Genomic DNA, 19,569 nt, shown 5'->3' on the forward strand with positions numbered 1-19,569 from the left:
AAAAAGGGTCGCTGAGACTTCGGTTAAAGGGTCATCCCTGTTTCAGAACGATACTTTCCAGAATATTGGCCACATCTTCACAACGGTCCGAGGCGTCTTCAAGATGTTCGTAGATCTCTTTCCACTTGATGATCATGAGCGGATCTTTCACATCATCGAAGAGGCGCCCCAGGGCGTCCCGGAAGATCCGGTCCACATGGTTTTCAAGCCGGTTGATCTCGATACAGTTGTCGTGGACAAAGGAATATTTCTTCTGCCGCAGGTAACCGAAGGAGCTTTCCAGGACCTCCGTCGTGGTATGCAGGGCCCGGGCGATTTCCAGCGCTTCGGGCATGGTCTCCCGGATCCGGAAGACGGTCATCCGATCCACAGCCCCCCAGATCAGGTCGAGGACGTCATCGATCGCCGACGCCAGGGCGTGAATATCCTCCCGGTCGATGGGGGTAATGAAGGTCTTGTTCAACCTTCGCATCACCTCATGGGTCAGGGTGTCCCCTTTCTGCTCGATGCCGTAGATGATCTTGGCCTTTTCTTCAAGGAGGGAGATATTCTTGAAGAGATCCATCAGGTGAGAGGTGGCGTCAGTAAGATTGCTCCCCGCCTGGTCAAAAATCTCAAAAAAGTCCACACCCTTGGGAAATAGCTTCATACCTTCTCCTTCCTCAAGGACTCTAATCCTCTTTCATCACCGCCCCGGTGGAAGCGGAGGTGACGTTCTTGGCATACCGGGCCAGCCATCCCGTCCGGATTTTCGGTGACGGCGGCTTCCACGACTTCATACGTTGTGCAATTTCCTCGGGAGAAAGACCGAGGGTCAGTTTTCGATGGGGGATATCAATCGTAATCGGATCGCCGTCTTTGACCACGGCAATGGGGCCTCCCTCCATCGCCTCCGGAGAGATATGGCCGATGCAGGGTCCCCGTGTACCGCCGGAAAAGCGTCCATCCGTAATAAGGGCAACCTTCTCGGCCAGACCGAGACCGATCACCGTGGCCGTCGGGGCCAGCATCTCCCGCATCCCGGGACCCCCTTTGGGACCTTCATACCGGATGACCATCACCTCGCCGCCCCGGATCTTTTTCTTCAGGAGCGCGGACATGGCCGCCTCTTCAGAATTGAAAACCCTTGCCTTTCCGGTAAACCGTTTCATCTTTTCAGAAACAGCCGTCTGTTTGACCACCGAGCCGTCGGGTGCGAGGTTTCCCTTCAAGACGGCAATCCCCCCTTCCCGATGATAGGCCTTCTTCACGGGACGGATTACATCGTCCCCCTCCACCTCAGCCGCTTTCGCGATCCGGACAATATCCCGGCCGTTGACCGTCTTTGCCGGTTTGAGTTTTCCGGCCAGCCGGTGCAAAACGGCCGGGATTCCCCCGGCATATTCCACATCTTCCATGAAATGGTCGCCTGCAGGTTCCAGGTTGGTCAGATGGGGGGTCTTCCGGCTGACGGCGTCGAAGAGTTCAAGAGGAAGGTCGCATCCGGCATCGTGGGCGATGGCCGGAATATGGAGGGTCGTGTTGGTCGATCCCCCCAGGGCCATATCCACCCGAATGGCGTTCTCGAAGGCGGCGGGGGTCATGATATCGCGGGGACGGAGATTTTCTTCGATCATTTGCACGATCCGGATGCCGCTATCGAAAGCGATACGCCGTTTTTTGGCGGAGACGGCTAATCCCGTGCCGCAGCCCGTGAGGGACATCCCCAACGCCTCCGTGACACAGGCCATGGTATTGGCCGTATAGAGCCCCTGGCAGGAACCCGGTCCCGGACAGGCCTCCATCTCCAGGCACCCCTGTTCCTTCTTTCCGACTTTTCCGTTCCGGACCTTCCCGATCGTCTCGTAGGCATCCCGGACGAAGGATCGCCGTTTCAAACGGTAGTTCCCGGTCATCATCGGTCCCGCCGTAACAACAATGGAGGGAATATTCAGACGACCCGCCGCCATCAGCATTCCCGGTGTAATCTTGTCACAGTTCGTCAGCAGGACAAGGCCGTCCAGGGAATGGGCCAGTGCGACCGATTCGATCATGTCCGCGATCAGTTCCCGGGAAGGAAGAGAGTAATGCATTCCCATGTGGCCCATGGCGATTCCGTCACAGATCCCCGGCACACCGAAGAAGAAGGACTGGCCGCCGCCGCTGTGAACCCCCTTTTCAATGTATCGTTCCAGGTCCCGCATCCCGATATGGCCCGGGATCAGGTCTGTAAAACTGGTTGCCACCCCCACGAAGGGATTCTTCATCGCAGCCTGCGTCACTCCGGTGGCATGGAGTAACGCTCGATGAGGAATCCGTTCCACACCTTTTTTGATTTTATCGCTTCGCATAGGCCCCTCTCTATTCATGGTGAAGGCTTTTTACTTTTTGACTTTTGCTTTCAACTCTGTGCCTGGTGGTGAAATGCTTGTTGGTGTTGACTTTGTAAATCCCCCCTTTCCCCTTTCGAAGAAGGGGGGGGAAATCCATTGATTTTGATTTCCCCGTGTCCCCCGTGGTTCACGCTTTTCGCTACCTCGTTGCAAGGACGGACCGATCTTACCGGATGGGTTCGCTTCCGTCAAGGCAGAAAACCGATCGCAGACCCCATTTTTGTCCGGACACCTTCGCCGGGCGAAAGCCGGACCCGCTCCTTCTCAAAGAGGAGAATGACCGTCGATCCGAGTTCAAAACGGCCGACCTCTTCCCCTTTTTCCAGGAAAATTTCCCGGCTGTAGGACCGGGCATAGGGACCCTGGAGGGAGAACCTTCGGTGGACATCATCAAATCGGACCCGAATTTTTCCGACATTCGTCGCCCCGACCAGGACCATCGCTATATTGCCCGCCTGAGTCCGGATATGGAGAATAAGGCGTTCATTGAGCAGGAAAAGATTCTCGATTCGAAAGAGAGAAAACCGGTTCACCGGGAAGAGCCGTCCCGGCAAATAGTGCAGAGACTCCACCGTTCCGGATAAGGGCATGTGAATCCGATGATAATCCGCGGGGGAGAGATAAAGGGTGCAGGCGCTCCCGCCCAGATACCGGGAAGCCTGCCGGGCATCCCCCAAAAGGTCACGAACGGCGTAATGCCAGCCCTTGGCCTGCAACAGGGTCCCGTCGGTCACCTCTTCCACCCGGACGAGGGTCCCGTCCACAGGAGAGACAATGCTGTCAGGGTTCGGGTCCACCGGACGTGCATCCGGTTTCAGGGCTCGGGTAAAAAAGGACTGGAGAGAAAGATATTTTGACAGAGGATATTGCACCTCCGCCCGGTCGACACCAAACAGAAAGGCGTAGGCACGAAGGATCAGAACATTGAGCGGAAAAGGAAGCGGAATCGCAGCCACGATTCCGGTCAAGCGGGAAAGCAGATTGGTCGGTAATACCCGCAAGAGAGCAAGAGTAAGTCGATCCAATATTCCCACCGAATGCAGATTCACACAAAAGTCTCAACCTCGAGACAAATCCGACCAAACGATACCGGGTGAATCCTTTCAATAACGGACTACGCCTTTTCCCGTCCGACGCTCTTCTCGATTACCTTTTTCAAAAGCCCTTTCTTCTTGCCGGTATCCTCTTCAACAGGCTGGCCGGATTCACGCACGGGCCGATCCAGGTATTCGATAATTGCCATCACCGCACCGTCTCCGGAGCGATTCCGTGTTCGAACGATTCGGGTATACCCGCCGTTCCGCTCCTGGAAACGCGGGGCCAGATCATCAAAGAGCTTCTTGACCAGATCACGATCCCGGAGCAGATCAAAGGCTTGCCGACGGGCGGGAAGGCCGGCTTTTTTTCCGAGGGTGATGAGCTTTTCCGCAACGCGACGGAGTTCTTTCGCCTTGGCCAAGGTCGTTTCTATGGCCTCATGCCGGATCAGAGATCCGGCAAGATTCTTCATGAGGGCCGCCCGGTGGCTTGAAGTACGGTTCAGTCTTCTTCCGGAAATTCTGTGTCGCATTGCGTTACCCTTTCAAACGTAGTTTTCAGGAGGCTTCTTCTTCCACCGCCCCCCCCGGTTGCAGCAGATCATCGTCCACCTTCATCCCGAGAGAAAGCCCCATATCCGTCAGGAGTTCCTTGATTTCATTCAATGATTTCCGGCCAAAATTCTTGGTGCGCAGCATCTCCGAATCGGTCTTCTGAACAAGCTCACCGATCGTCTTGATCTCCGCTTTTTTGAGACAGTTGTAAGACCGAACGGAAAGTTCGAGCTCCTCCACACTTTTCCGGAGAAACTTGCGAAGTTCTTCATCCTTCTCGTCCTTGACCGGTTCCTCTTCTTCCACTTCCTCGTCAAAATTGATAAAGATCGTCATGTAATCCTTGAGGATCTTCGCAGCATAGGCGACGGCATCATCCGGTTTTATGGCCCCGTTCGTCCAGACCTCCAGGGTCAATTTATCGTAATCGGTGGCATGCCCGACCCGGGCATTCTCCACGGTGAAGTTGACCTTCCGGATGGGGCTGAACACGGCATCGATCGGGATCACACCGATCGCTTGATCTCGCTCAATGTCCTCGGTGGCCGGAACATAGCCGCGTCCCATGCGAACTTCCATTTCCATATCCAGATCGGAATCTTTCTCCAGCGTCGCAATATGATGCTTCGGATTGATCACTTCGAGGTCCGCATCGGTTTCGATATCCCCGGCCGTCACCATCCCTTTGCCACGGGCCTTGAGGTGAATCGTCTTGGGCTGGTCCGTGTGCATCTTGAATGAGACCCCCTTCAGGTTCAGAATGATTTCCGCCACATCTTCCAGCACACCGGCAAGAGTAGAGAACTCGTGCAACACACCTTCAAATTTAACGGAGGTAATGGCCGCCCCCTCAATGGAAGAGAGCAGTATCCGACGCAGGGAATTCCCGATGGTCGTCCCGAACCCGCGCTCAAAAGGCTGGGCATAAAACTTCCCATAGGTTTCCGTCATGGTGTCGAGTTCGAAATTTAAACGCTTGGGCCTCTGAAACCCAGTCAGTTTCATCGCCATTCAAACCCCTCCCTTTCGTTGAGAGTGGATAAATAAATTACTTGGAATAGAGTTCTACGATCAGCTGTTCACGAACGGGCAAGGGAATCTCTTCCCGTGTGGGAAGGTGGTGAATCACGCCCTTCATATCTTTTTTGTCGGCTTCGATCCACTGCGGAACTCCACGGCGGTCCACCGCTGAGAAACAGACCTTGATCCGTTCCACCTTGTTGCTTTTCGGAGAAATGGAAATCACATCCCCGGGACGCACTTGCAATGAGGGGATATTTACCTTTTTGCCGTTGAGGTGAAAATGGCCGTGCCGGATGAAGTGTCTCGATTCCGCCCGGGAGTCGGCAAGGCAGAGGCGGTAAACCACATTGTCCAGACGAGATTCCAGTATCCGGAGAAGGTTTTCCCCGGTGACCCCTTTCTTGCGATCCGCCTGATAAAAGTAAGAGCGGAACTGTTTCTCCAAGACCCCGTAGATCCTGCGCACCTTCTGTTTCTCGCGAAGCTGTACACCGTAATCGGAGACCTTTGAACGACGCTGCCCATGCTGTCCCGGTGCATAACTCCGGCGCTCCATACTGCATTTATCCTTGAAGCAGCGCTCCCCTTTCAAAAACAATTTTTCACCCTCTCTGCGGCACAGCCTGCAGACCGGACCTTTATATCGTGCCAATGGGTACCTCCTGAAATTTCAATGTGGCGGCATCATCGCCGCCGGAACCAAACATTATACAACCGGGCCGGATTACCTTGAACACGATTATACCCGGCGGCGCTTCGGTGGACGGCATCCATTATGGGGAATGGGCGTAACATCCCGAATCAGGGTAATGTCCAGGCCGGTCGCCTGAAGGGCCCGGATGGCCGACTCCCGCCCGATCCCCGGCCCCTTCACCAGAACCTCCACCTTGCGGACACCATGCTCCATCGCTTTCTTCGCGGCATCTTCCGCCGCCAACTGCGCTGCAAACGGGGTGCTTTTCCGGCTCCCCTTAAAGCCCTGCCCGCCGGCGGTCGCCCAGGAGATCACATTCCCCGAAACGTCGGAGATGGTGACAATGGTATTGTTGAAAGATGCCTTGATGTGTGCAACCGCATTGAGAATATTCTTCTTTTCTTTCTTCTTGCGGCCGCCTTTCTTTTTCGGATCTGCCATGGTTTCTCCCGTAATGCTGCGTTACTTCTTCGCTTTGGATGTTTTCTTGCCCTTGATCGCCCGCCGGGGTCCCTTACGCGTCCGTGCGTTGGTATGGGTCCGCTGACCCCGGACCGGCAGTCCGCGGCGATGGCGAAGCCCCCGGTAGACCCCAAGGTCCATCAGTCGTTTGATACTCATGGAAACCTCCTTGCGGAGATCTCCTTCGACGCGGCAATCCGCAACGATCACGTCCCGGATTTTCCCGATCTCTTCACTGCTTAAATCTTTCACACGCACCGTCCCGTCCACACCGGCCTTTTCAAGAATCTCCCGTGCGAGGGGTCGGCCAATGCCGTAGATATAGGTCAATGCGATCTCTACATTCTTACGATCCGGAACGTCTACTCCTGCTATTCTTGCCAAAACCGATCTCCTCTCTCATCTCCCTGGGGGATGCGAGTTATCCTTGTCGCTGCTTGTGTCTGGGATTGACACAAATAACGCGAACCACGCCTTTTCGTTTAATGATCTTGCATTTCTCACAAATTTTCTTTACCGATGCTCGGACCTTCATGATAAATTCCTCGATTATCCCTTGTGCCGATAGACGATCCTTCCACGACTCAGGTCATAGGGGGAAAGTTCCACCTTGACCTTGTCCCCAGGCAGGATCTTGATATAATGCAACCGCATCTTTCCGGAAATGTGGGCCAGCACTTTATGACCGTTTTCCAGTTCCACCCGGAACATGGCGTTGGGAAGCGGCTCCAGCACCGTGCCTTCAACCTCGATTGCATTTTCTTTTGCCATGTGGCCCTTTCTTTACATCCCGGGAAGACTCCCCGGTTATGCTGCACGACTCAGGATACGCGTCTCGTGATCCAGGATCGCAATCGTGTGTTCAAAATGAGCGGAAAGACTCCCGTCCGCCGTGACCGCGGTCCAGGTATCGGACAGAATTTTGACCTCCCAGTCTCCCATGTTCACCATCGGTTCAATGGCCAGAACCATTCCTTTTTTCAACCGGGGACCCCGGTTCGGCTGCCCGAAATTCGGAATCTGCGGCTCTTCATGAAGACTCCGACCGATCCCGTGTCCGACAAACGCCCGAACAACAGAGAACGAATGGCCCTCCACATACTGCTGAATCTCATGAGAAATATCAAACAGGCGATTTCCCTCACTCGCCTTGCCGATCCCTCGATAGAGAGATTCTTCGGTAACCCGGATCAGACGATCCGCCTCTTTCGAGACCTTCATAACGGGAAAGGTTTTTGCCGCATCCCCGTAATAACCATCAAGAACCACCCCGACATCCAGACTGACCAGGTCCCCTTCCTTCAATTCCTCTCTGGAAGGAATTCCGTGAACCACCCGGTCGTTGATGGACGTACATAACGTCGCCGGATATCCCCGGTATCCTTTGAAGGCGGGCCGGGCCTTCCGGCTGACAATATATTCCTCCGCGATCCGGTCCAGTTCCTCCGTAGTAACCCCGGGCTCGATCTTCTCTTTCAACATCTCCAGAAGGTGGGCTACGATCTGGTTGGCACGGTAGAGTTTCTCCACCTCATCAGGATGTTTCAGAATGATCATTCCTTACTTCTCAATCACCGCACAGATGCGGGCAAAAATCTCATCAATCCCGCCCGTCCCTTCGATATCCACCAAGGCTCCGTCATTCTTATAGTAGTTGATCAGTGGCTCGGTCTGCTCATTATAAACGGCAAGCCGGTTTTTAATGGTCTCTTCCTTATCGTCATCCCGCTGAAACAGGGGACCCCGGCACTGATCACAGACCCCTTCTTGCGCCGGCGGCTTGAAGAGAAGATGGTATCCGGCTCCGCACTCCTTACAGGTCCGGCGGCCCGTGAGCCGCTTGATCAGTTCATCATTTGCAACAACAATGGAAAGAACGGCGTCAATCGACTGGCCCATTTCGCTTAAGGCCTTTTTCAGCTCATCCGCCTGCGGTACGGTACGGGGAAAGCCATCCAGGATGTATCCTTTTTCACAATCCTTTTCCTGCAACCGGTCCCGGATGATCCCGACAACGATGGCATCCGTTACCAGTTCGCCCTTGTCCATGTAGGATTTTGCTTCTTTCCCGAGTGGGGTCCCGTTCTTGACCGCTTCCCGGAGGATATCCCCCGTTGAGATCTGTGGAATTCCGTATTTTTCCACTAACTTTTTCGCCTGTGTTCCCTTCCCGGCTCCGGGAGGTCCTAAAAGAATCAATCGCATCTTTCATCCCTACCTTTCTTTTCTGATAACAGCTTCAAGCCGACTTTTTCCACATGGGTTTCATCATTCGTCCCGGCCTCAGACCTTTAATGTCCCCTTCGATCCCGCAGACGCCCCGTCTTTAAGAACCCGTCATAGTGACGTTGCAACAAATGTGACTCTACCTGGCGAAGCGTATCGAGGGCCACCCCCACGACGATGAGGAGAGAGGTTCCACCAAAGTAAAAGGGGATATTCAATTTTTGGATCAGAAACATCGGCAGTACACAAACCGCCGACAGGTAGATCGCTCCGATAAAGGTGACCCGGGAAAGAACGCGGTCCAGATAATCGGAAGTATTCTTCCCGGGCCGGATTCCCGGGATGAACCCCCCCTGTTTTTTCATGTTGTCCGCAACATCCACGGGATTGAACATAATCGCCGTATAAAAAAAACAGAAAAAGATGATAAACCCGACATAGATAATATTATAGAAAATCGATCCGGGACGCATGCTCGCCGCTACGGCCTGGGCCCAAGGATAATCAACCATCCGGGCGATCGTCGCAGGAAAGAGGATGATCGAAGAGGCGAAAATCGGTGGAATCACCCCGGCGGTATTGATCTTCAGGGGAATATGGGTGGAACTGCCCCCATACGCCTTTCGCCCTACCATCCTTTTTGCATACTGGACCGGGACCTTCCGGAAACCGTTTTCCATAAAGATAATCGCACCAATCACACTCACGGCAACCACCAGGATCACCATCACGACATAAGGCTGCATGATCCCGCCCCGGACCATGTTCACCGTCAGCGCCACCGCCGAGGGCATGGCCGCCACAATCCCGGCAAAGATGATCAGCGAAATCCCGTTGCCGATCCCCCGCTCCGTAATCTGTTCCCCCAACCACATGATAAACGAGGTCCCCGCCACGAGCGTGATAACCGTAAAAATAAGAAACGTCGAACCGGGATGAGGAACAAGGGGTGCGCCGCTGGGGCTGGTCGTTCCCTGCAGGCCGATGGCAATTCCCGCCCCCTGTACCAGACTGAGGATAATCGTCCCGTACCGGGTGTACTGCGTAATTTTCTTCCGTCCCACCGCCCCTTCCTTGGCCAATTCATCCAGAGAAGGGATGACGGCCTGGAGGAGCTGCAGAATAATGGATGCGCTGATGTAGGGCATGATCCCCAGGGCAAAGACCGTCATTCGCCGAAGCGCCCCACCGGAAAACATACTGACCAATCCGAGAATACCGCCCTGCTGAGCCTGGAAAAATTCCTCCAGCGCCCGTGCGTTAATTCCCGGGATCGGGACATGACAACCGACACGATAGATCGCTAAAAATCCAAGGGTAAACAGGATTCTTCGTTTAAGTTCCGGTACCTTGAATATGTTTTGCAGATTTCCGAGCAAGCCCGAATCTCCCCTGAATTCAGATTGACAATGTTTCGATCTCACCACCGGCGGCCCGGATCTTCTCCACCGCCTTCTTACTGAATTTGTGTGCTTTCACCTTAACGGCCCGCCGGATTTCACCCTCACCCAGGATTTTGAGCCCCGCCTTCATCTTCTTGATCACACCCAATCCCAACAGAAGATCGGGGTCCACTTCCGTCAGATCGGACAGACGGTCAAGCTGGGATAGATTCAGGATGGCATATTCCTTACGAAAAATATTGGTGAACCCCCGCTTCGGCAACCGGCGCTGCAACGGCATCTGCCCACCTTCAAAACCGGCCTTCTTGGGGCCGCCGGACCGTGCGTTCTGCCCCTTGTGCCCCCGGGTGGAGGTCCCTCCATGGCCGGAGCCGTCACCCCGTCCGACCCGCTTCCTCTTCTTTTTTGAACCCGCAGGGGGCCGTAAATCATTTAATCGCATCGTTCAATCCTTCCGGGAAATCTGTTTTCCGTCGGCATAGTCAAAAGATCCGGCTGCATAAGGCAATGGTAATCGAAAGGAAACCCTGTTCCTCCGTCCGCCGCAGCGAACTCGGGAACGATCACCCCGGGATAGAGGAACGGAACCGCGCCGCCGAAGGCGTCACCGACAGACAGCCTTATTCGGAAACCGGCTCAACGTCCACAATATGCGGGATCTTGTTGATCATCCCCCAGGTTTCAGGGGTATCCTTCAGGATCACAGACTGATTTGTCCGTTTCAACCCCAATCCCCGGATCACCGCCTTATGTTTTTTGGGTCTTCCGATCCCACTTCTTTTTAATGTAATTTTCAGCTGTTCCATGATCATACCGTTTCTACGCCGCCCCTTACCGCTGATCAGCGTGAAAGCTCCTCGACCGTCAATCCTCTCAGTTTCGCAATCTCTTCACTCCCCCGCAACTGACGCAACCCGTCCATGGTGGCACGAATGGCATTGTGAGGGTTACTCGATCCGATACATTTCGTCAGGATATCCTGCACGCCGGCAACTTCCAGAACAGCCCGGACGCCGCCGCCGGCGATCAACCCCGTCCCCTCGGAAGCCGGTTTCATCATCACCCGTCCGGCGCCGTAATGGCCGATCACCTTGTGGGGGATCGTCTTTCCCTGCAGGGAAATCGGAGACATTTTTTTCTTCGCAATCTCAATCCCCTTCCGGATCGCTTCGGGGACCTCGTTCGCTTTTCCTTTTCCGTACCCCACACTTCCTTTTCCGTCTCCAACGACCACAAGGGCGCTGAAGCTGAACCGTCGGCCGCCCTTGACGACCTTGGAAACACGGTTAATGTGCACGATTTTGTCAATCAGATCACCGGACTGATCATCCTTCTTTCTCATTCGCTTATCCGCCACGCTGTCATTCTCCCTGAACCGGCAGTCCCCCTTACGGATGCTGCCGACTCTTAGATTTTAATCCCTGCCTTTCTCGCCGCTTCAGCGAGGGATTTGATACGTCCATGGAACTGAAACCCGCCGCGGTCAAACACGGCCGTCTCCACGCCCTTTTCTTTCATCCGCCGTGCGATCTCCTCCCCCACCCATGCCGCGGCCTCCCGCTTGCCACCTTCAATCTTCACCTCACGGAAATTCCTGTGCAGCGTAGAAGCGCTTGCAATGGTCGTCTGATTGACATCATCAATCACTTGCACGGAGATATGCCTGGCACTCCGGAATACGGACATACGAGGCCGCTCAGGCGTGCCGTTCACTTTTTTTCTTACCCGCTTGTGCTTTGCAATTCTTGAGGCCCTTCTGGTGTGTACTGCCACGTCTTTTTCACTCCTTTACCGAATGGTTCCCTGAAGACCGGTATGTTTTCCGGACCGGAGCCGAGCGCTACTTGGTCGTCTTGCCGGCCTTACGGAGAATCTTCTCCTCAGCGTACTTGATTCCCTTCCCCTTGTACGGTTCCGGAGGCCGGAGGTCCCGTATATCGGCAGCGACCTGTCCCAAGAGTTCCTTGTTGATACTTTTCAGCGTCACGGTATTCTTTTCCACCTGCGCCTCTACTCCATCCTTCAGGGGGAAATGAACCGGCTGAGAGTAACCGAGGTGAAGCTCCAGCGACTTGCCCTGCACAACGGCACGGTATCCCACGCCGTTGATCTCCAGTACCCGGGTAAACCCTTCCGAAACGCCCCGAACCATATTGGCGATCAGGTTACGGGTCAGACCATGAAAACCGCGATGACGATTAAGATCGGAAGGCCGACTGACCCGGATCTCATCGCCGGCGACTTCAATCGTCATCTCCGGCCGAAATTCCCGTATCAGCCGCCCCTTCGGCCCCTTGACCTCAAGAACGGATCCTTTGAGTACGGCAGTAACTCCCTGGGGGAGCTTTACCGGCATTTTCCCGATTCGTGACATCTTGTTTTACTCCTCAAAGAGACGGGACCTGCGACTTACCAGACCGCACAGAGAACTTCCCCGCCCACATGTTCCTTTCTGGATTGCCGGTCCGTCAGGACCCCCTTGGGCGTTGACAAAATGGCAACCCCCAGACCGTTGAGGATCTTGGGAATTTCCTCCGCCCCGACATAGACACGCAACCCCGGTTTACTGAGGCGTTTCAGGCCGTGAATCGCACCTTCCTTGCCTTCCTGCTTCCCGAGCGAAATACGAATCAACCCCTGCCGGTTATTCTTTAGAACCTTGTAATTCTTGATATACCCTTCGTCTTTCAGGATCCTGGTAATCGAGATCTTGATATTGGACGCGGGGACGTCGACAGTTTCATGGCGCGCCTGAACGGCATTACGGATGCGCGTCAGAAGGTCTGCGATCGGGTCGGTCATGGACATCGGTTAAATCCTCCACATCATCGTTGCACTTGAGGGTCATTCCTACCAGCTCGATTTTACAACACCGGGGATATCACCTCTCAAGGAGAGTTTCCGGAAGCAGATCCGGCAGATATCGAAGCGCCGCATGTAGCCGCGGGGACGTCCGCAGATCCGGCAACGGTTGTATTCCCTCACCTGGAATTTCTGTTTTCTGTTTGCCTTGTTGATTAATGACTGTTTGGCCAATCTGTTTCCTCCATGATATTTCCGGCCGGTCCTTTTCTATTTCCGGAAGGGCATATTGAAGCCGGCCAGCAGGGCCTTGGCCTCTTCATCACTCTTGGCGGTCGTAACGATCACGATATCCATGCCGTGGATCTTCTCGACCTTGTCATATTTGACCTCCGGGAAAATGATCTGTTCCGTCAGCCCCAGAGAATAATTCCCGCGTCCGTCAAATGCCTTTCCGGATACCCCCCGGAAGTCCCGAATACGGGGGATGGAGGTATTAATCAGGCGATCCAGGAATTCATACATGATCCTCTTGCGCAAAGTCACCTTGCAACCGATTGCCATCCCTTCACGCAGTTTGAAGTTTGCGATCGATTTCCGGGCCAGCGTAACCACGGGCTGCTGTCCGGTGATCATCCGTAACTCCTCCACCGAAGAGTCCAGCAGTTTCGGATTCTGGATCGCTTCCCCCATCCCGACATTCACCACAATCTTCGTAATCTTCGGCACCTGCATGATGCTTGAATAGGCAAACTGCTTCATCAGGGAAGGTACAATTTCATTTTTGTAGATCTCGATTAACCTGGCCATAATTCATCCACTCTACACTCTTTCAGACCTTGTCAAAGGGTTCGCCGCACTTTGCGCAAATCCGTACCTTTTTTTTGTTTTCGAGTATCTTATGGCGGATCCGAACGGGAGCATCACACTTCCGGCAAACGGGCATGACATTCGACACGTGGAGCGTTGCCTCCTTTTCAATAATCCCGCCCTGCTGGTTCTGCTCATTCGGCTTCGTATGCCGTTTAATCATATTCAGCTTTTCCACCAGGACCCGGCCACGCTCCGGGGCGACCAGCAGAACCTTGCCCCGTTTTCCCTTCTCTTTCCCGGCAATCACTTCCGCCATATCGTTCTTCTTGATATGATTCTTGAGTTTCGTCATTTCACTGTTCCTTGCATCCCATTCATCGTTATCATCTCAAAGAACCTCCGGCGCCAGCGAAACGATACGCATAAAATTTTTCCCCCGCAATTCACGGGTCACCGGCCCGAAAATACGGGTTCCGATCGGCTCCTTCTGCGGGTTGATGAGAACCGCTGCGTTCTCATCGAAACGAATGCTGGTTCCATCCTTGCGCTTCACGGACTTCTTGGTCCGAACGATTACGGCACGGACCAAGGTGCCTTTCTTGGTATTCCCCCTCGGCATGGCTTCCTTTACGCTGGCCACAATGACATCACCGACACCGGCATAGCGAACTTTGGAGCCTCCCAGCACACGAACACACATCACTTTTTTCGCACCGGAATTATCCGCGACTTTCAATATACTTTGCGTCTGGATCATTTTCTACTCCCTGTCCGGCATCTCCCGCCGGCTTCTCACGCCTTTTACTTGGCTCGTTCGACAATCTGCACAACACGAAAATGCTTGTCCCGGCTGAACGGTCGGCATTCCATAATCTTTACGGTGTCGCCGATCCGGCATTCGTTTCGCTCGTCATGTGCCTTGTACCGTTTGTCCCGCCGTACAATCTTCTTATAGAGAGGATGCTGCGTCGACCGCTGAACCGTAACCACAACGGTCTTGTCCATCTTGTCACTCACCACTATCCCCTGAAGGTTCTTTTTATTCCGTTTCTTTTCCATAATGAGTGTTTATCCCTTACGTACTTCATTCCGTATCGTTTTAATCCGTGCAATCTCCCTTCGGACCTCACGGATATGGACCGGGCTACTGATCTGGCCTGTCTCTTTCTGAAATCTGAGTTTCAGAAGCTCCTCGGCCAGGTCCTGTTCCCTGGCATCCATCTCTTCCGGGCTCAAGTCCCGAATCTCACTCGCCTTCATCTATAGAGCGCCTCCATGCTTGGAAATCACACGGGTCTTGATCGGCAGCTTCCGAGCAGCAAGCAACAGAGCCGTCTTTGCGACCTCCCCGGTCACGCCTTCCATCTCGTACAAGATCCGGCCCGGTTTGATCACGACCACATGATACTCCGGCCCCCCTTTTCCCTTCCCCATCCGGGTTTCCGCCGGCTTCTTGGTAATCGGCTTATCGGGAAAGATGCGGATCCAGATCTTACCGCCGCGTTTCACATGACGGGTCATCGCAATTCGGGCAGCCTCGATTTGTTTACTGCTGACCCAACCCGGCTCCAGTGCCTGCAACCCGAACTCTCCAAAGTCGATCCGGGTCCCCCCTTTGGCATTTCCGCGGTTTCTCCCTTTCTGCCGTTTCCGGAATTTTTCTTTTTTGGGCATCAACATCGGTTTTCCACTCCTTCAATATCCGGTCAGCGTCGGGACCCTTGCGGCACGTCTTTCTTTCCCGGATTCAAGATTTCTTCCTTAAAGACCCAGACCTTGACCCCGATCAGTCCGTAGGTCGTCAGTGCCTCGGCAAAACCGTAATCAATATCCGCGCGGAGCGTATGGAGAGGAACCCGGCCTTCCCGATACCATTCCCGCCGCGCCATCTCGGCGCCGGCCAGCCGCCCGGAACACTGGATCTTGATCCCCTTGGCGCCGAAGCGCATCGCGTTGGTGACGCTTCGTTTCATCGCACGCCGGAAGGCCACCCGGCGCTCCAACTGCAGGGCGACATTTTCCGAGACCAGTTGTGCATCCATCTCGGCCTTGCGGATCTCCCGAATATTCAGGTAGATATTCTTGCTGATCACTCCCTGAAGGTCGTTTTTGAGCTTGTCGATCTCCGCCCCCTTCTTGCCGATAATAATCCCGGGGCGGGCCGTGTAGATATTCACCCGAACCTGTTTCGCCGCACGTTCGATCTCCACACGACCGATCCCTGCATGGTATAATTTTTCCTTGATATACTTCCGCAGCTTGAGGTCCTCATGGAAAAGCGTGCAGTAATCTTTTTTGGCATACCATTTCGAGTTCCAGTCTTTTATATATCCCAGACGAAACCCGATCGGATGAACTTTCTGACCCAAAACTCACCTCCTGTATTCAGTCGTTACTCAGACACCACGATCGTGATGTGACTTGTCCTCTTCCGCAGGGGCGTCGCCCTGCCCATGGCCCTGGGCATGAACCGCTTCAGCATCGGACCGGCATCCACAAAGATCTCTTTGACATGGAGACGTTCCACATCGGAGACCTCCTTCTGCTCTGCATTGGCAATCGCCGACTGCAGCAGCTTCTCCACCACCGGGGCGGATCGCTGGGGAAGATGCCGCAGAATGTTCAACGCCTCTTCCACGTTTTTCCCCCGAATGGTATCCACCACCAGCCGCACCTTGCGCGGTGCAATCCGGATATGTTTTGCAACGGCTTTCGCTTCCATTCTCTTTCCCTCAATCGACATTCAAGCAACGCGGTAACCGGTCGCTCCCTCTAACGGGATCCGGTCGATTTCTCGGACCGATGTCCCCGGTAGGTGCGGGTGGCGGAAAATTCGCCGAGCTTATGACCGACCATATTTTCCGAGACAAAAATCGGAATGAACTTCATTCCATTGTGTACGGCGAAGGTATGGCCGATCATGTCCGGCGTGATGGTCGAGCGCCGGGACCAGGTCTTGATAATCTCCCGGCTTCCGGAATCATTCATCTTCTGGACCTTCTTTTCCAGATGACCATCCACAAAAGGCCCTTTTTTTACGGAACGTGGCACGCAAACCTCCCCTTATACTTTTCGCTTTTTCACGATAAACCGATCCGTCCGACGGTTCTTCCGTGTCTTGTATCCCTTGGTCGGCATTCCCCAGGGCGTGACCGGATGACGGCCGCCGGAGGTCCGTCCTTCTCCGCCGCCATGCGGATGATCCACAGGATTCATCACCACCCCGCGAACCTTGGGACGGCGTCCCAGCCACCGCGAACGACCGGCCTTGCCGATGGAAAGATTTTCATGATCGGTATTGCCTAACTGTCCCACCGTGGCCATGCATTCCTGCAAAATCATTCGCACTTCACCGGAGGGCATCCGGATCTGCGCGTATTTCCCTTCCTTGGCCATGATCTGGGCATAGGTCCCGGCACTGCGGATCATCTGCCCTCCCTTCCCGACGCGAAGCTCAATGTTATGAATCAGGGTGCCGAGGGGAATATTCTTGAGAGGCAGGGCATTACCGGGTTTGATATCCGCCTCCGGGCCGGCAAGGACTTCGTCATTCACCTTCAAGCCCTGAGGAGCCAGGATGTACCGTTTTTCTCCGTCCGCAAACTGCAACAACGCGATCCGGGCACTTCGGTTCGGATCATACTCAATGGAGATCACTTTTGAAGGGATCCCGATCTTGTTTCGCTTGAAATCAATGATCCGGTATCGGCGCTTGTGTCCACCCCCGCGCCGCCGCTGCGTGATCCGTCCGTAAACATTCCGTCCGGCTTTCTTGCTTAAAGGACGCAAAAGCGGTTTATGGGGTTTTGAGGTCGTAATCTCCTCAAAATCCGAAACCGTCTGAAATCGCCGTCCCGGTGATGTCGGTTTATATCGTTTAATGCCCATCGATTACTCCCACAGGGTAGATCATAGCAACTCCGGTTGATCCTTTTCTCCCTCAGGACGAACGTAAGGCAGTCATGCGGGGAAAGAGAGACGACCGGGTCGTTACAAAAAATCAGCTTTCCAGATAGTCCACCTTCTGCCCTTCCTTGAGGGTCACAATCGCCTTTTTCCAGTCTTTCCGCTTGCCCATCTTCATTTTGAACCGGACGCGTTTCCCGTTCTGGTTCAGAACATTCACCTTCTCCACCTTCACCTTGAACACACGCTCCACGGCCCTTTTGATCTCGATCCGGTTCGCATCGGGCGCCACCTCAAAAAAGACCTTGTTTTCACTCTCATGCAGTTGCATGTTCTTTTCCGTGACCAGGGGCCGGATCAAGGTCTGATAATCATTCCGCCTCATGCCGAAAGTCCCTCCGATATTCTTTCCACCGCATCCCGGGTCATGACGAGATATTCCATATTCAGTACATCGTAGACATTCAGAAGTTCCAGGTCAATGACGGCGACTTCCGGGATGTTTCTACCGGAGAGGGCCAGGTTCTCCTGAAATTCTCCGGTCACGATCAGCGTCTTGCCGGAGACGTTCAGTGCCTTGAGAATCGCGATCAGGTCACGAGTCCTCGGAGTTTCCATCTCCAGACTCTCCACAATCACAAGTTTCCCTTCCTGTGCCCTGCCGGCCAGGGCGGACCGTAAGGCCAAACGCCGGACCTTCTTCGGGACCTTGATCTTGTATTTCCGGGGATGCGGACCAAAAACAACGCCGCCGCCCCGCCAGATCGGCGAACCCCGGTATCCGGCCCGGGCCCGACCGGTCCCTTTCTGTCGATAGGGCTTGTTGGCGGAATAGCCGACATCGGAGCGGGTCTTCGTGGAAGCCGTTCCCGCACGGGCCTTCGCCAGTTGGGAGACCACCACCTGATGCATTGCCCCGATATGGGGAACAATGCCGAAAACCTCTTCGTTGAGTTCAATCTCGCCGACCTTCTTGCTTGTCTGATCCAGGACATCCATCGATTTCATTCCTTTGTCTCTTTCTTCATCGCTTCGTGAATATTCCGCCTGCTGCAACCCTGTCGGATGGATTCTTACGAAGCCGTCTTCTTCCGGATGCGAAGTATTCCGTTGTTGGCGCCGGGGACGGCACCCTTGATGAGCAGAAGGTTCTGATCGGGAATGACTTCCATCACCTTCAGATTTTTCACCGTCACACGGTCACATCCCATATGGCCCGGCATCCCCCGCCCCTTGATGATCTTTCCGGGGAAGACACACTGACCGATCGAGCCCGGCGCCCTGTGAAACCGGGAGCCGTGGGTCTTGGGACCGCCGCCGAAACCGTGTCTCTTGATCACACCGGCAAACCCTTTTCCTTTGCTCACACCCGTGACATGGACCTGATCTCCAACCGCAAAGGCTTCCGCCGTCAACTCCATGCCCGGCGTCAACTCCGATACATCCTCAACACGGACCTCCTGAAGATGGCGAAATTGAGGGACACCATGCTTCTTGCTGTGTCCGACAAGGGACTTTTTGGCATGACGTTTTTTCCGTTCCTCCTCAAACCCCAACTGTACCGCGTTGTATCCTTCCTTCTCAAGGCGCTTGACCTGAACAATCCGACAGGGCCCGACCTGCACCACCGTCACAGGGGTCATTCGTCCCGCGTCCTTTTCAAAGATCTGAGTCATCCCGATTTTTCGTCCAATCAACTCGGTTAGCATGGCTTTTCTCACTTTATACTGAGGCGCCGATCCTTGTCGGCTTATAGTTTTATTTCGACATCCACACCCGCGGAGAGATCCAGTTTCATCAAGGCATCCACTGTCTGGGGTGTCGGTTCCAGAATGTCAATCAGACGTTTGTGGGTCCGAATCTCGAACTGCTCACGCGATTTCTTGTCCACATGGGGAGAACGGAGTACGGTAAACTTCTCTTTCCGGGTGGGAAGAGGAATCGGACCGGAAACCCTTGCGCCCGTTCGTTTCGCCGTATCAACGATGTCCTCAACGGACTGGTCCAGCAAATGATGATCATAGGCTTTCAGCCTTATCCGAATCTTTTGATCCACCTTCCACTCCTATCCGCTACATTCTGCTTGTTTTCGATTCCGTCCCCTCCTGCCGGGCAGGAGAGCGTAAGAATGCGATGTACGGCCGACCGGACCACGCCACCATTACCGAGGGGGGGGTCTGACCAACCTTTATTCGATAATTTCGCTGATGACGCCGGCACCGACGGTCCGTCCCCCTTCACGGATGGCGAAGCGAAGTTCCTTCTCCATCGCAATC

35 protein-coding genes are annotated in these 19,569 nt (G+C 54.3%); all 35 read right to left on the bottom strand.

Annotated features, from left to right (window positions below; translation table 11 throughout):
• Window positions 1–31: 31 nt before the first annotated feature.
• Window positions 32–649, bottom strand: a complete 618-nt coding sequence (locus GXP58_04590) for a DUF47 domain-containing protein (GenBank protein NOY52881.1) — start codon at window positions 647–649, stop codon at window positions 32–34.
• Between the two features lie 22 nt (window positions 650–671).
• Window positions 672–2,330 carry a dihydroxy-acid dehydratase gene (ilvD, locus tag GXP58_04595; GenBank protein ID NOY52882.1) on the bottom strand — a complete coding sequence of 553 codons (1,659 nt, stop codon included), beginning with the start codon at window positions 2,328–2,330 and terminating at the stop codon, window positions 672–674.
• Window positions 2,331–2,560: 230 nt separating this feature from the next.
• Window positions 2,561–3,421: a phosphatidylserine decarboxylase gene (psd, locus tag GXP58_04600; protein NOY52883.1), complete on the bottom strand. Its 861-nt coding sequence runs from the start codon at window positions 3,419–3,421 to the stop codon at window positions 2,561–2,563.
• A gap of 65 nt (window positions 3,422–3,486) precedes the next feature.
• Window positions 3,487–3,942 carry a 50S ribosomal protein L17 gene (rplQ, locus tag GXP58_04605; protein ID NOY52884.1) on the bottom strand — a complete coding sequence of 152 codons (456 nt, stop codon included), beginning with the start codon at window positions 3,940–3,942 and terminating at the stop codon, window positions 3,487–3,489.
• A 25-nt stretch (window positions 3,943–3,967) separates the two neighbouring features.
• The gene (locus tag GXP58_04610) at window positions 3,968–4,969 is read right to left on the bottom strand and encodes a DNA-directed RNA polymerase subunit alpha (protein NOY52885.1); all 1,002 of its coding nucleotides are present in this window, start codon (window positions 4,967–4,969) and stop codon (window positions 3,968–3,970) included.
• A 43-nt stretch (window positions 4,970–5,012) separates the two neighbouring features.
• Entirely contained in the window at window positions 5,013–5,639 is a 627-nt protein-coding gene (gene rpsD / locus GXP58_04615) for a 30S ribosomal protein S4 (GenBank protein NOY52886.1), read from the bottom strand.
• A gap of 87 nt (window positions 5,640–5,726) precedes the next feature.
• Window positions 5,727–6,122 (bottom strand): 30S ribosomal protein S11, encoded by a 396-nt coding sequence (gene rpsK, locus GXP58_04620; protein NOY52887.1) that lies wholly within the window; start codon window positions 6,120–6,122, stop codon window positions 5,727–5,729.
• A 21-nt stretch (window positions 6,123–6,143) separates the two neighbouring features.
• The gene (gene rpsM / locus GXP58_04625) at window positions 6,144–6,527 is read right to left on the bottom strand and encodes a 30S ribosomal protein S13 (GenBank protein ID NOY52888.1); all 384 of its coding nucleotides are present in this window, start codon (window positions 6,525–6,527) and stop codon (window positions 6,144–6,146) included.
• 37 nt (window positions 6,528–6,564) lie between these two features.
• Window positions 6,565–6,678, bottom strand: coding sequence for a 50S ribosomal protein L36 (gene rpmJ, locus GXP58_04630; GenBank protein NOY52889.1), 114 nt, complete (start codon window positions 6,676–6,678; stop codon window positions 6,565–6,567).
• 14 nt (window positions 6,679–6,692) lie between these two features.
• The gene (infA, locus tag GXP58_04635) at window positions 6,693–6,914 is read right to left on the bottom strand and encodes a translation initiation factor IF-1 (protein NOY52890.1); all 222 of its coding nucleotides are present in this window, start codon (window positions 6,912–6,914) and stop codon (window positions 6,693–6,695) included.
• Window positions 6,915–6,950: 36 nt separating this feature from the next.
• Window positions 6,951–7,700, bottom strand: a complete 750-nt coding sequence (map, locus tag GXP58_04640; protein ID NOY52891.1) for a type I methionyl aminopeptidase — start codon at window positions 7,698–7,700, stop codon at window positions 6,951–6,953.
• Window positions 7,701–7,703: 3 nt separating this feature from the next.
• Window positions 7,704–8,348 carry an adenylate kinase gene (locus GXP58_04645; protein ID NOY52892.1) on the bottom strand — a complete coding sequence of 215 codons (645 nt, stop codon included), beginning with the start codon at window positions 8,346–8,348 and terminating at the stop codon, window positions 7,704–7,706.
• 86 nt (window positions 8,349–8,434) lie between these two features.
• Window positions 8,435–9,748: a preprotein translocase subunit SecY gene (gene secY, locus GXP58_04650; GenBank protein NOY52893.1), complete on the bottom strand. Its 1,314-nt coding sequence runs from the start codon at window positions 9,746–9,748 to the stop codon at window positions 8,435–8,437.
• A 19-nt stretch (window positions 9,749–9,767) separates the two neighbouring features.
• Window positions 9,768–10,214, bottom strand: coding sequence for a 50S ribosomal protein L15 (rplO, locus tag GXP58_04655; protein NOY52894.1), 447 nt, complete (start codon window positions 10,212–10,214; stop codon window positions 9,768–9,770).
• Between the two features lie 178 nt (window positions 10,215–10,392).
• Window positions 10,393–10,578 carry a 50S ribosomal protein L30 gene (gene rpmD / locus GXP58_04660; protein ID NOY52895.1) on the bottom strand — a complete coding sequence of 62 codons (186 nt, stop codon included), beginning with the start codon at window positions 10,576–10,578 and terminating at the stop codon, window positions 10,393–10,395.
• A gap of 35 nt (window positions 10,579–10,613) precedes the next feature.
• Complete coding sequence (rpsE, locus tag GXP58_04665) at window positions 10,614–11,114, bottom strand: 30S ribosomal protein S5 (protein ID NOY52896.1); 501 nt, start codon at window positions 11,112–11,114, stop codon at window positions 10,614–10,616.
• Between the two features lie 65 nt (window positions 11,115–11,179).
• Window positions 11,180–11,545: a 50S ribosomal protein L18 gene (locus GXP58_04670; GenBank protein NOY52897.1), complete on the bottom strand. Its 366-nt coding sequence runs from the start codon at window positions 11,543–11,545 to the stop codon at window positions 11,180–11,182.
• A gap of 67 nt (window positions 11,546–11,612) precedes the next feature.
• Window positions 11,613–12,146 carry a 50S ribosomal protein L6 gene (gene rplF, locus GXP58_04675; GenBank protein ID NOY52898.1) on the bottom strand — a complete coding sequence of 178 codons (534 nt, stop codon included), beginning with the start codon at window positions 12,144–12,146 and terminating at the stop codon, window positions 11,613–11,615.
• 35 nt (window positions 12,147–12,181) lie between these two features.
• Complete coding sequence (rpsH, locus tag GXP58_04680) at window positions 12,182–12,580, bottom strand: 30S ribosomal protein S8 (protein NOY52899.1); 399 nt, start codon at window positions 12,578–12,580, stop codon at window positions 12,182–12,184.
• A 42-nt stretch (window positions 12,581–12,622) separates the two neighbouring features.
• Window positions 12,623–12,808 carry a type Z 30S ribosomal protein S14 gene (locus GXP58_04685; protein NOY52900.1) on the bottom strand — a complete coding sequence of 62 codons (186 nt, stop codon included), beginning with the start codon at window positions 12,806–12,808 and terminating at the stop codon, window positions 12,623–12,625.
• Window positions 12,809–12,844: 36 nt separating this feature from the next.
• The gene (rplE, locus tag GXP58_04690) at window positions 12,845–13,384 is read right to left on the bottom strand and encodes a 50S ribosomal protein L5 (GenBank protein NOY52901.1); all 540 of its coding nucleotides are present in this window, start codon (window positions 13,382–13,384) and stop codon (window positions 12,845–12,847) included.
• Window positions 13,385–13,406: 22 nt separating this feature from the next.
• Window positions 13,407–13,739 (bottom strand): 50S ribosomal protein L24, encoded by a 333-nt coding sequence (locus GXP58_04695; protein NOY52902.1) that lies wholly within the window; start codon window positions 13,737–13,739, stop codon window positions 13,407–13,409.
• Between the two features lie 36 nt (window positions 13,740–13,775).
• Window positions 13,776–14,144, bottom strand: a complete 369-nt coding sequence (rplN, locus tag GXP58_04700; protein ID NOY52903.1) for a 50S ribosomal protein L14 — start codon at window positions 14,142–14,144, stop codon at window positions 13,776–13,778.
• 44 nt (window positions 14,145–14,188) lie between these two features.
• Entirely contained in the window at window positions 14,189–14,446 is a 258-nt protein-coding gene (gene rpsQ, locus GXP58_04705) for a 30S ribosomal protein S17 (protein ID NOY52904.1), read from the bottom strand.
• Window positions 14,447–14,455: 9 nt separating this feature from the next.
• Window positions 14,456–14,647, bottom strand: a complete 192-nt coding sequence (gene rpmC / locus GXP58_04710) for a 50S ribosomal protein L29 (GenBank protein NOY52905.1) — start codon at window positions 14,645–14,647, stop codon at window positions 14,456–14,458.
• On the bottom strand, window positions 14,648–15,067 hold the full coding sequence (gene rplP, locus GXP58_04715) for a 50S ribosomal protein L16 (protein ID NOY52906.1): 420 nt from the start codon (window positions 15,065–15,067) through the stop codon (window positions 14,648–14,650).
• Between the two features lie 26 nt (window positions 15,068–15,093).
• The gene (gene rpsC / locus GXP58_04720) at window positions 15,094–15,756 is read right to left on the bottom strand and encodes a 30S ribosomal protein S3 (protein ID NOY52907.1); all 663 of its coding nucleotides are present in this window, start codon (window positions 15,754–15,756) and stop codon (window positions 15,094–15,096) included.
• A gap of 23 nt (window positions 15,757–15,779) precedes the next feature.
• On the bottom strand, window positions 15,780–16,109 hold the full coding sequence (gene rplV / locus GXP58_04725; protein ID NOY52908.1) for a 50S ribosomal protein L22: 330 nt from the start codon (window positions 16,107–16,109) through the stop codon (window positions 15,780–15,782).
• 50 nt (window positions 16,110–16,159) lie between these two features.
• Window positions 16,160–16,438, bottom strand: a complete 279-nt coding sequence (rpsS, locus tag GXP58_04730) for a 30S ribosomal protein S19 (GenBank protein ID NOY52909.1) — start codon at window positions 16,436–16,438, stop codon at window positions 16,160–16,162.
• Window positions 16,439–16,450: 12 nt separating this feature from the next.
• Window positions 16,451–17,275: a 50S ribosomal protein L2 gene (rplB, locus tag GXP58_04735; protein NOY52910.1), complete on the bottom strand. Its 825-nt coding sequence runs from the start codon at window positions 17,273–17,275 to the stop codon at window positions 16,451–16,453.
• Window positions 17,276–17,387: 112 nt separating this feature from the next.
• Entirely contained in the window at window positions 17,388–17,678 is a 291-nt protein-coding gene (gene rplW, locus GXP58_04740; protein ID NOY52911.1) for a 50S ribosomal protein L23, read from the bottom strand.
• Window positions 17,675–18,301 (bottom strand): 50S ribosomal protein L4, encoded by a 627-nt coding sequence (rplD, locus tag GXP58_04745; GenBank protein NOY52912.1) that lies wholly within the window; start codon window positions 18,299–18,301, stop codon window positions 17,675–17,677. Before rplD ends, rplW begins: the two co-directional genes overlap by 4 nt.
• Window positions 18,302–18,366: 65 nt before the next feature.
• A complete protein-coding gene (rplC, locus tag GXP58_04750) occupies window positions 18,367–19,002 on the bottom strand; it encodes a 50S ribosomal protein L3 (protein ID NOY52913.1) in 636 nt (211 codons plus the stop codon).
• A gap of 41 nt (window positions 19,003–19,043) precedes the next feature.
• The gene (rpsJ, locus tag GXP58_04755; protein ID NOY52914.1) at window positions 19,044–19,349 is read right to left on the bottom strand and encodes a 30S ribosomal protein S10; all 306 of its coding nucleotides are present in this window, start codon (window positions 19,347–19,349) and stop codon (window positions 19,044–19,046) included.
• A gap of 132 nt (window positions 19,350–19,481) precedes the next feature.
• A partial coding sequence (locus GXP58_04760) for an elongation factor Tu (GenBank protein ID NOY52915.1) occupies window positions 19,482–19,569 on the bottom strand: 88 nt, incomplete at its 5' end.

This window comes from Deltaproteobacteria bacterium (assembly GCA_013151235.1).
GTDB lineage: Bacteria > CG2-30-53-67 > CG2-30-53-67 > CG2-30-53-67 > CG2-30-53-67 > JAADIO01.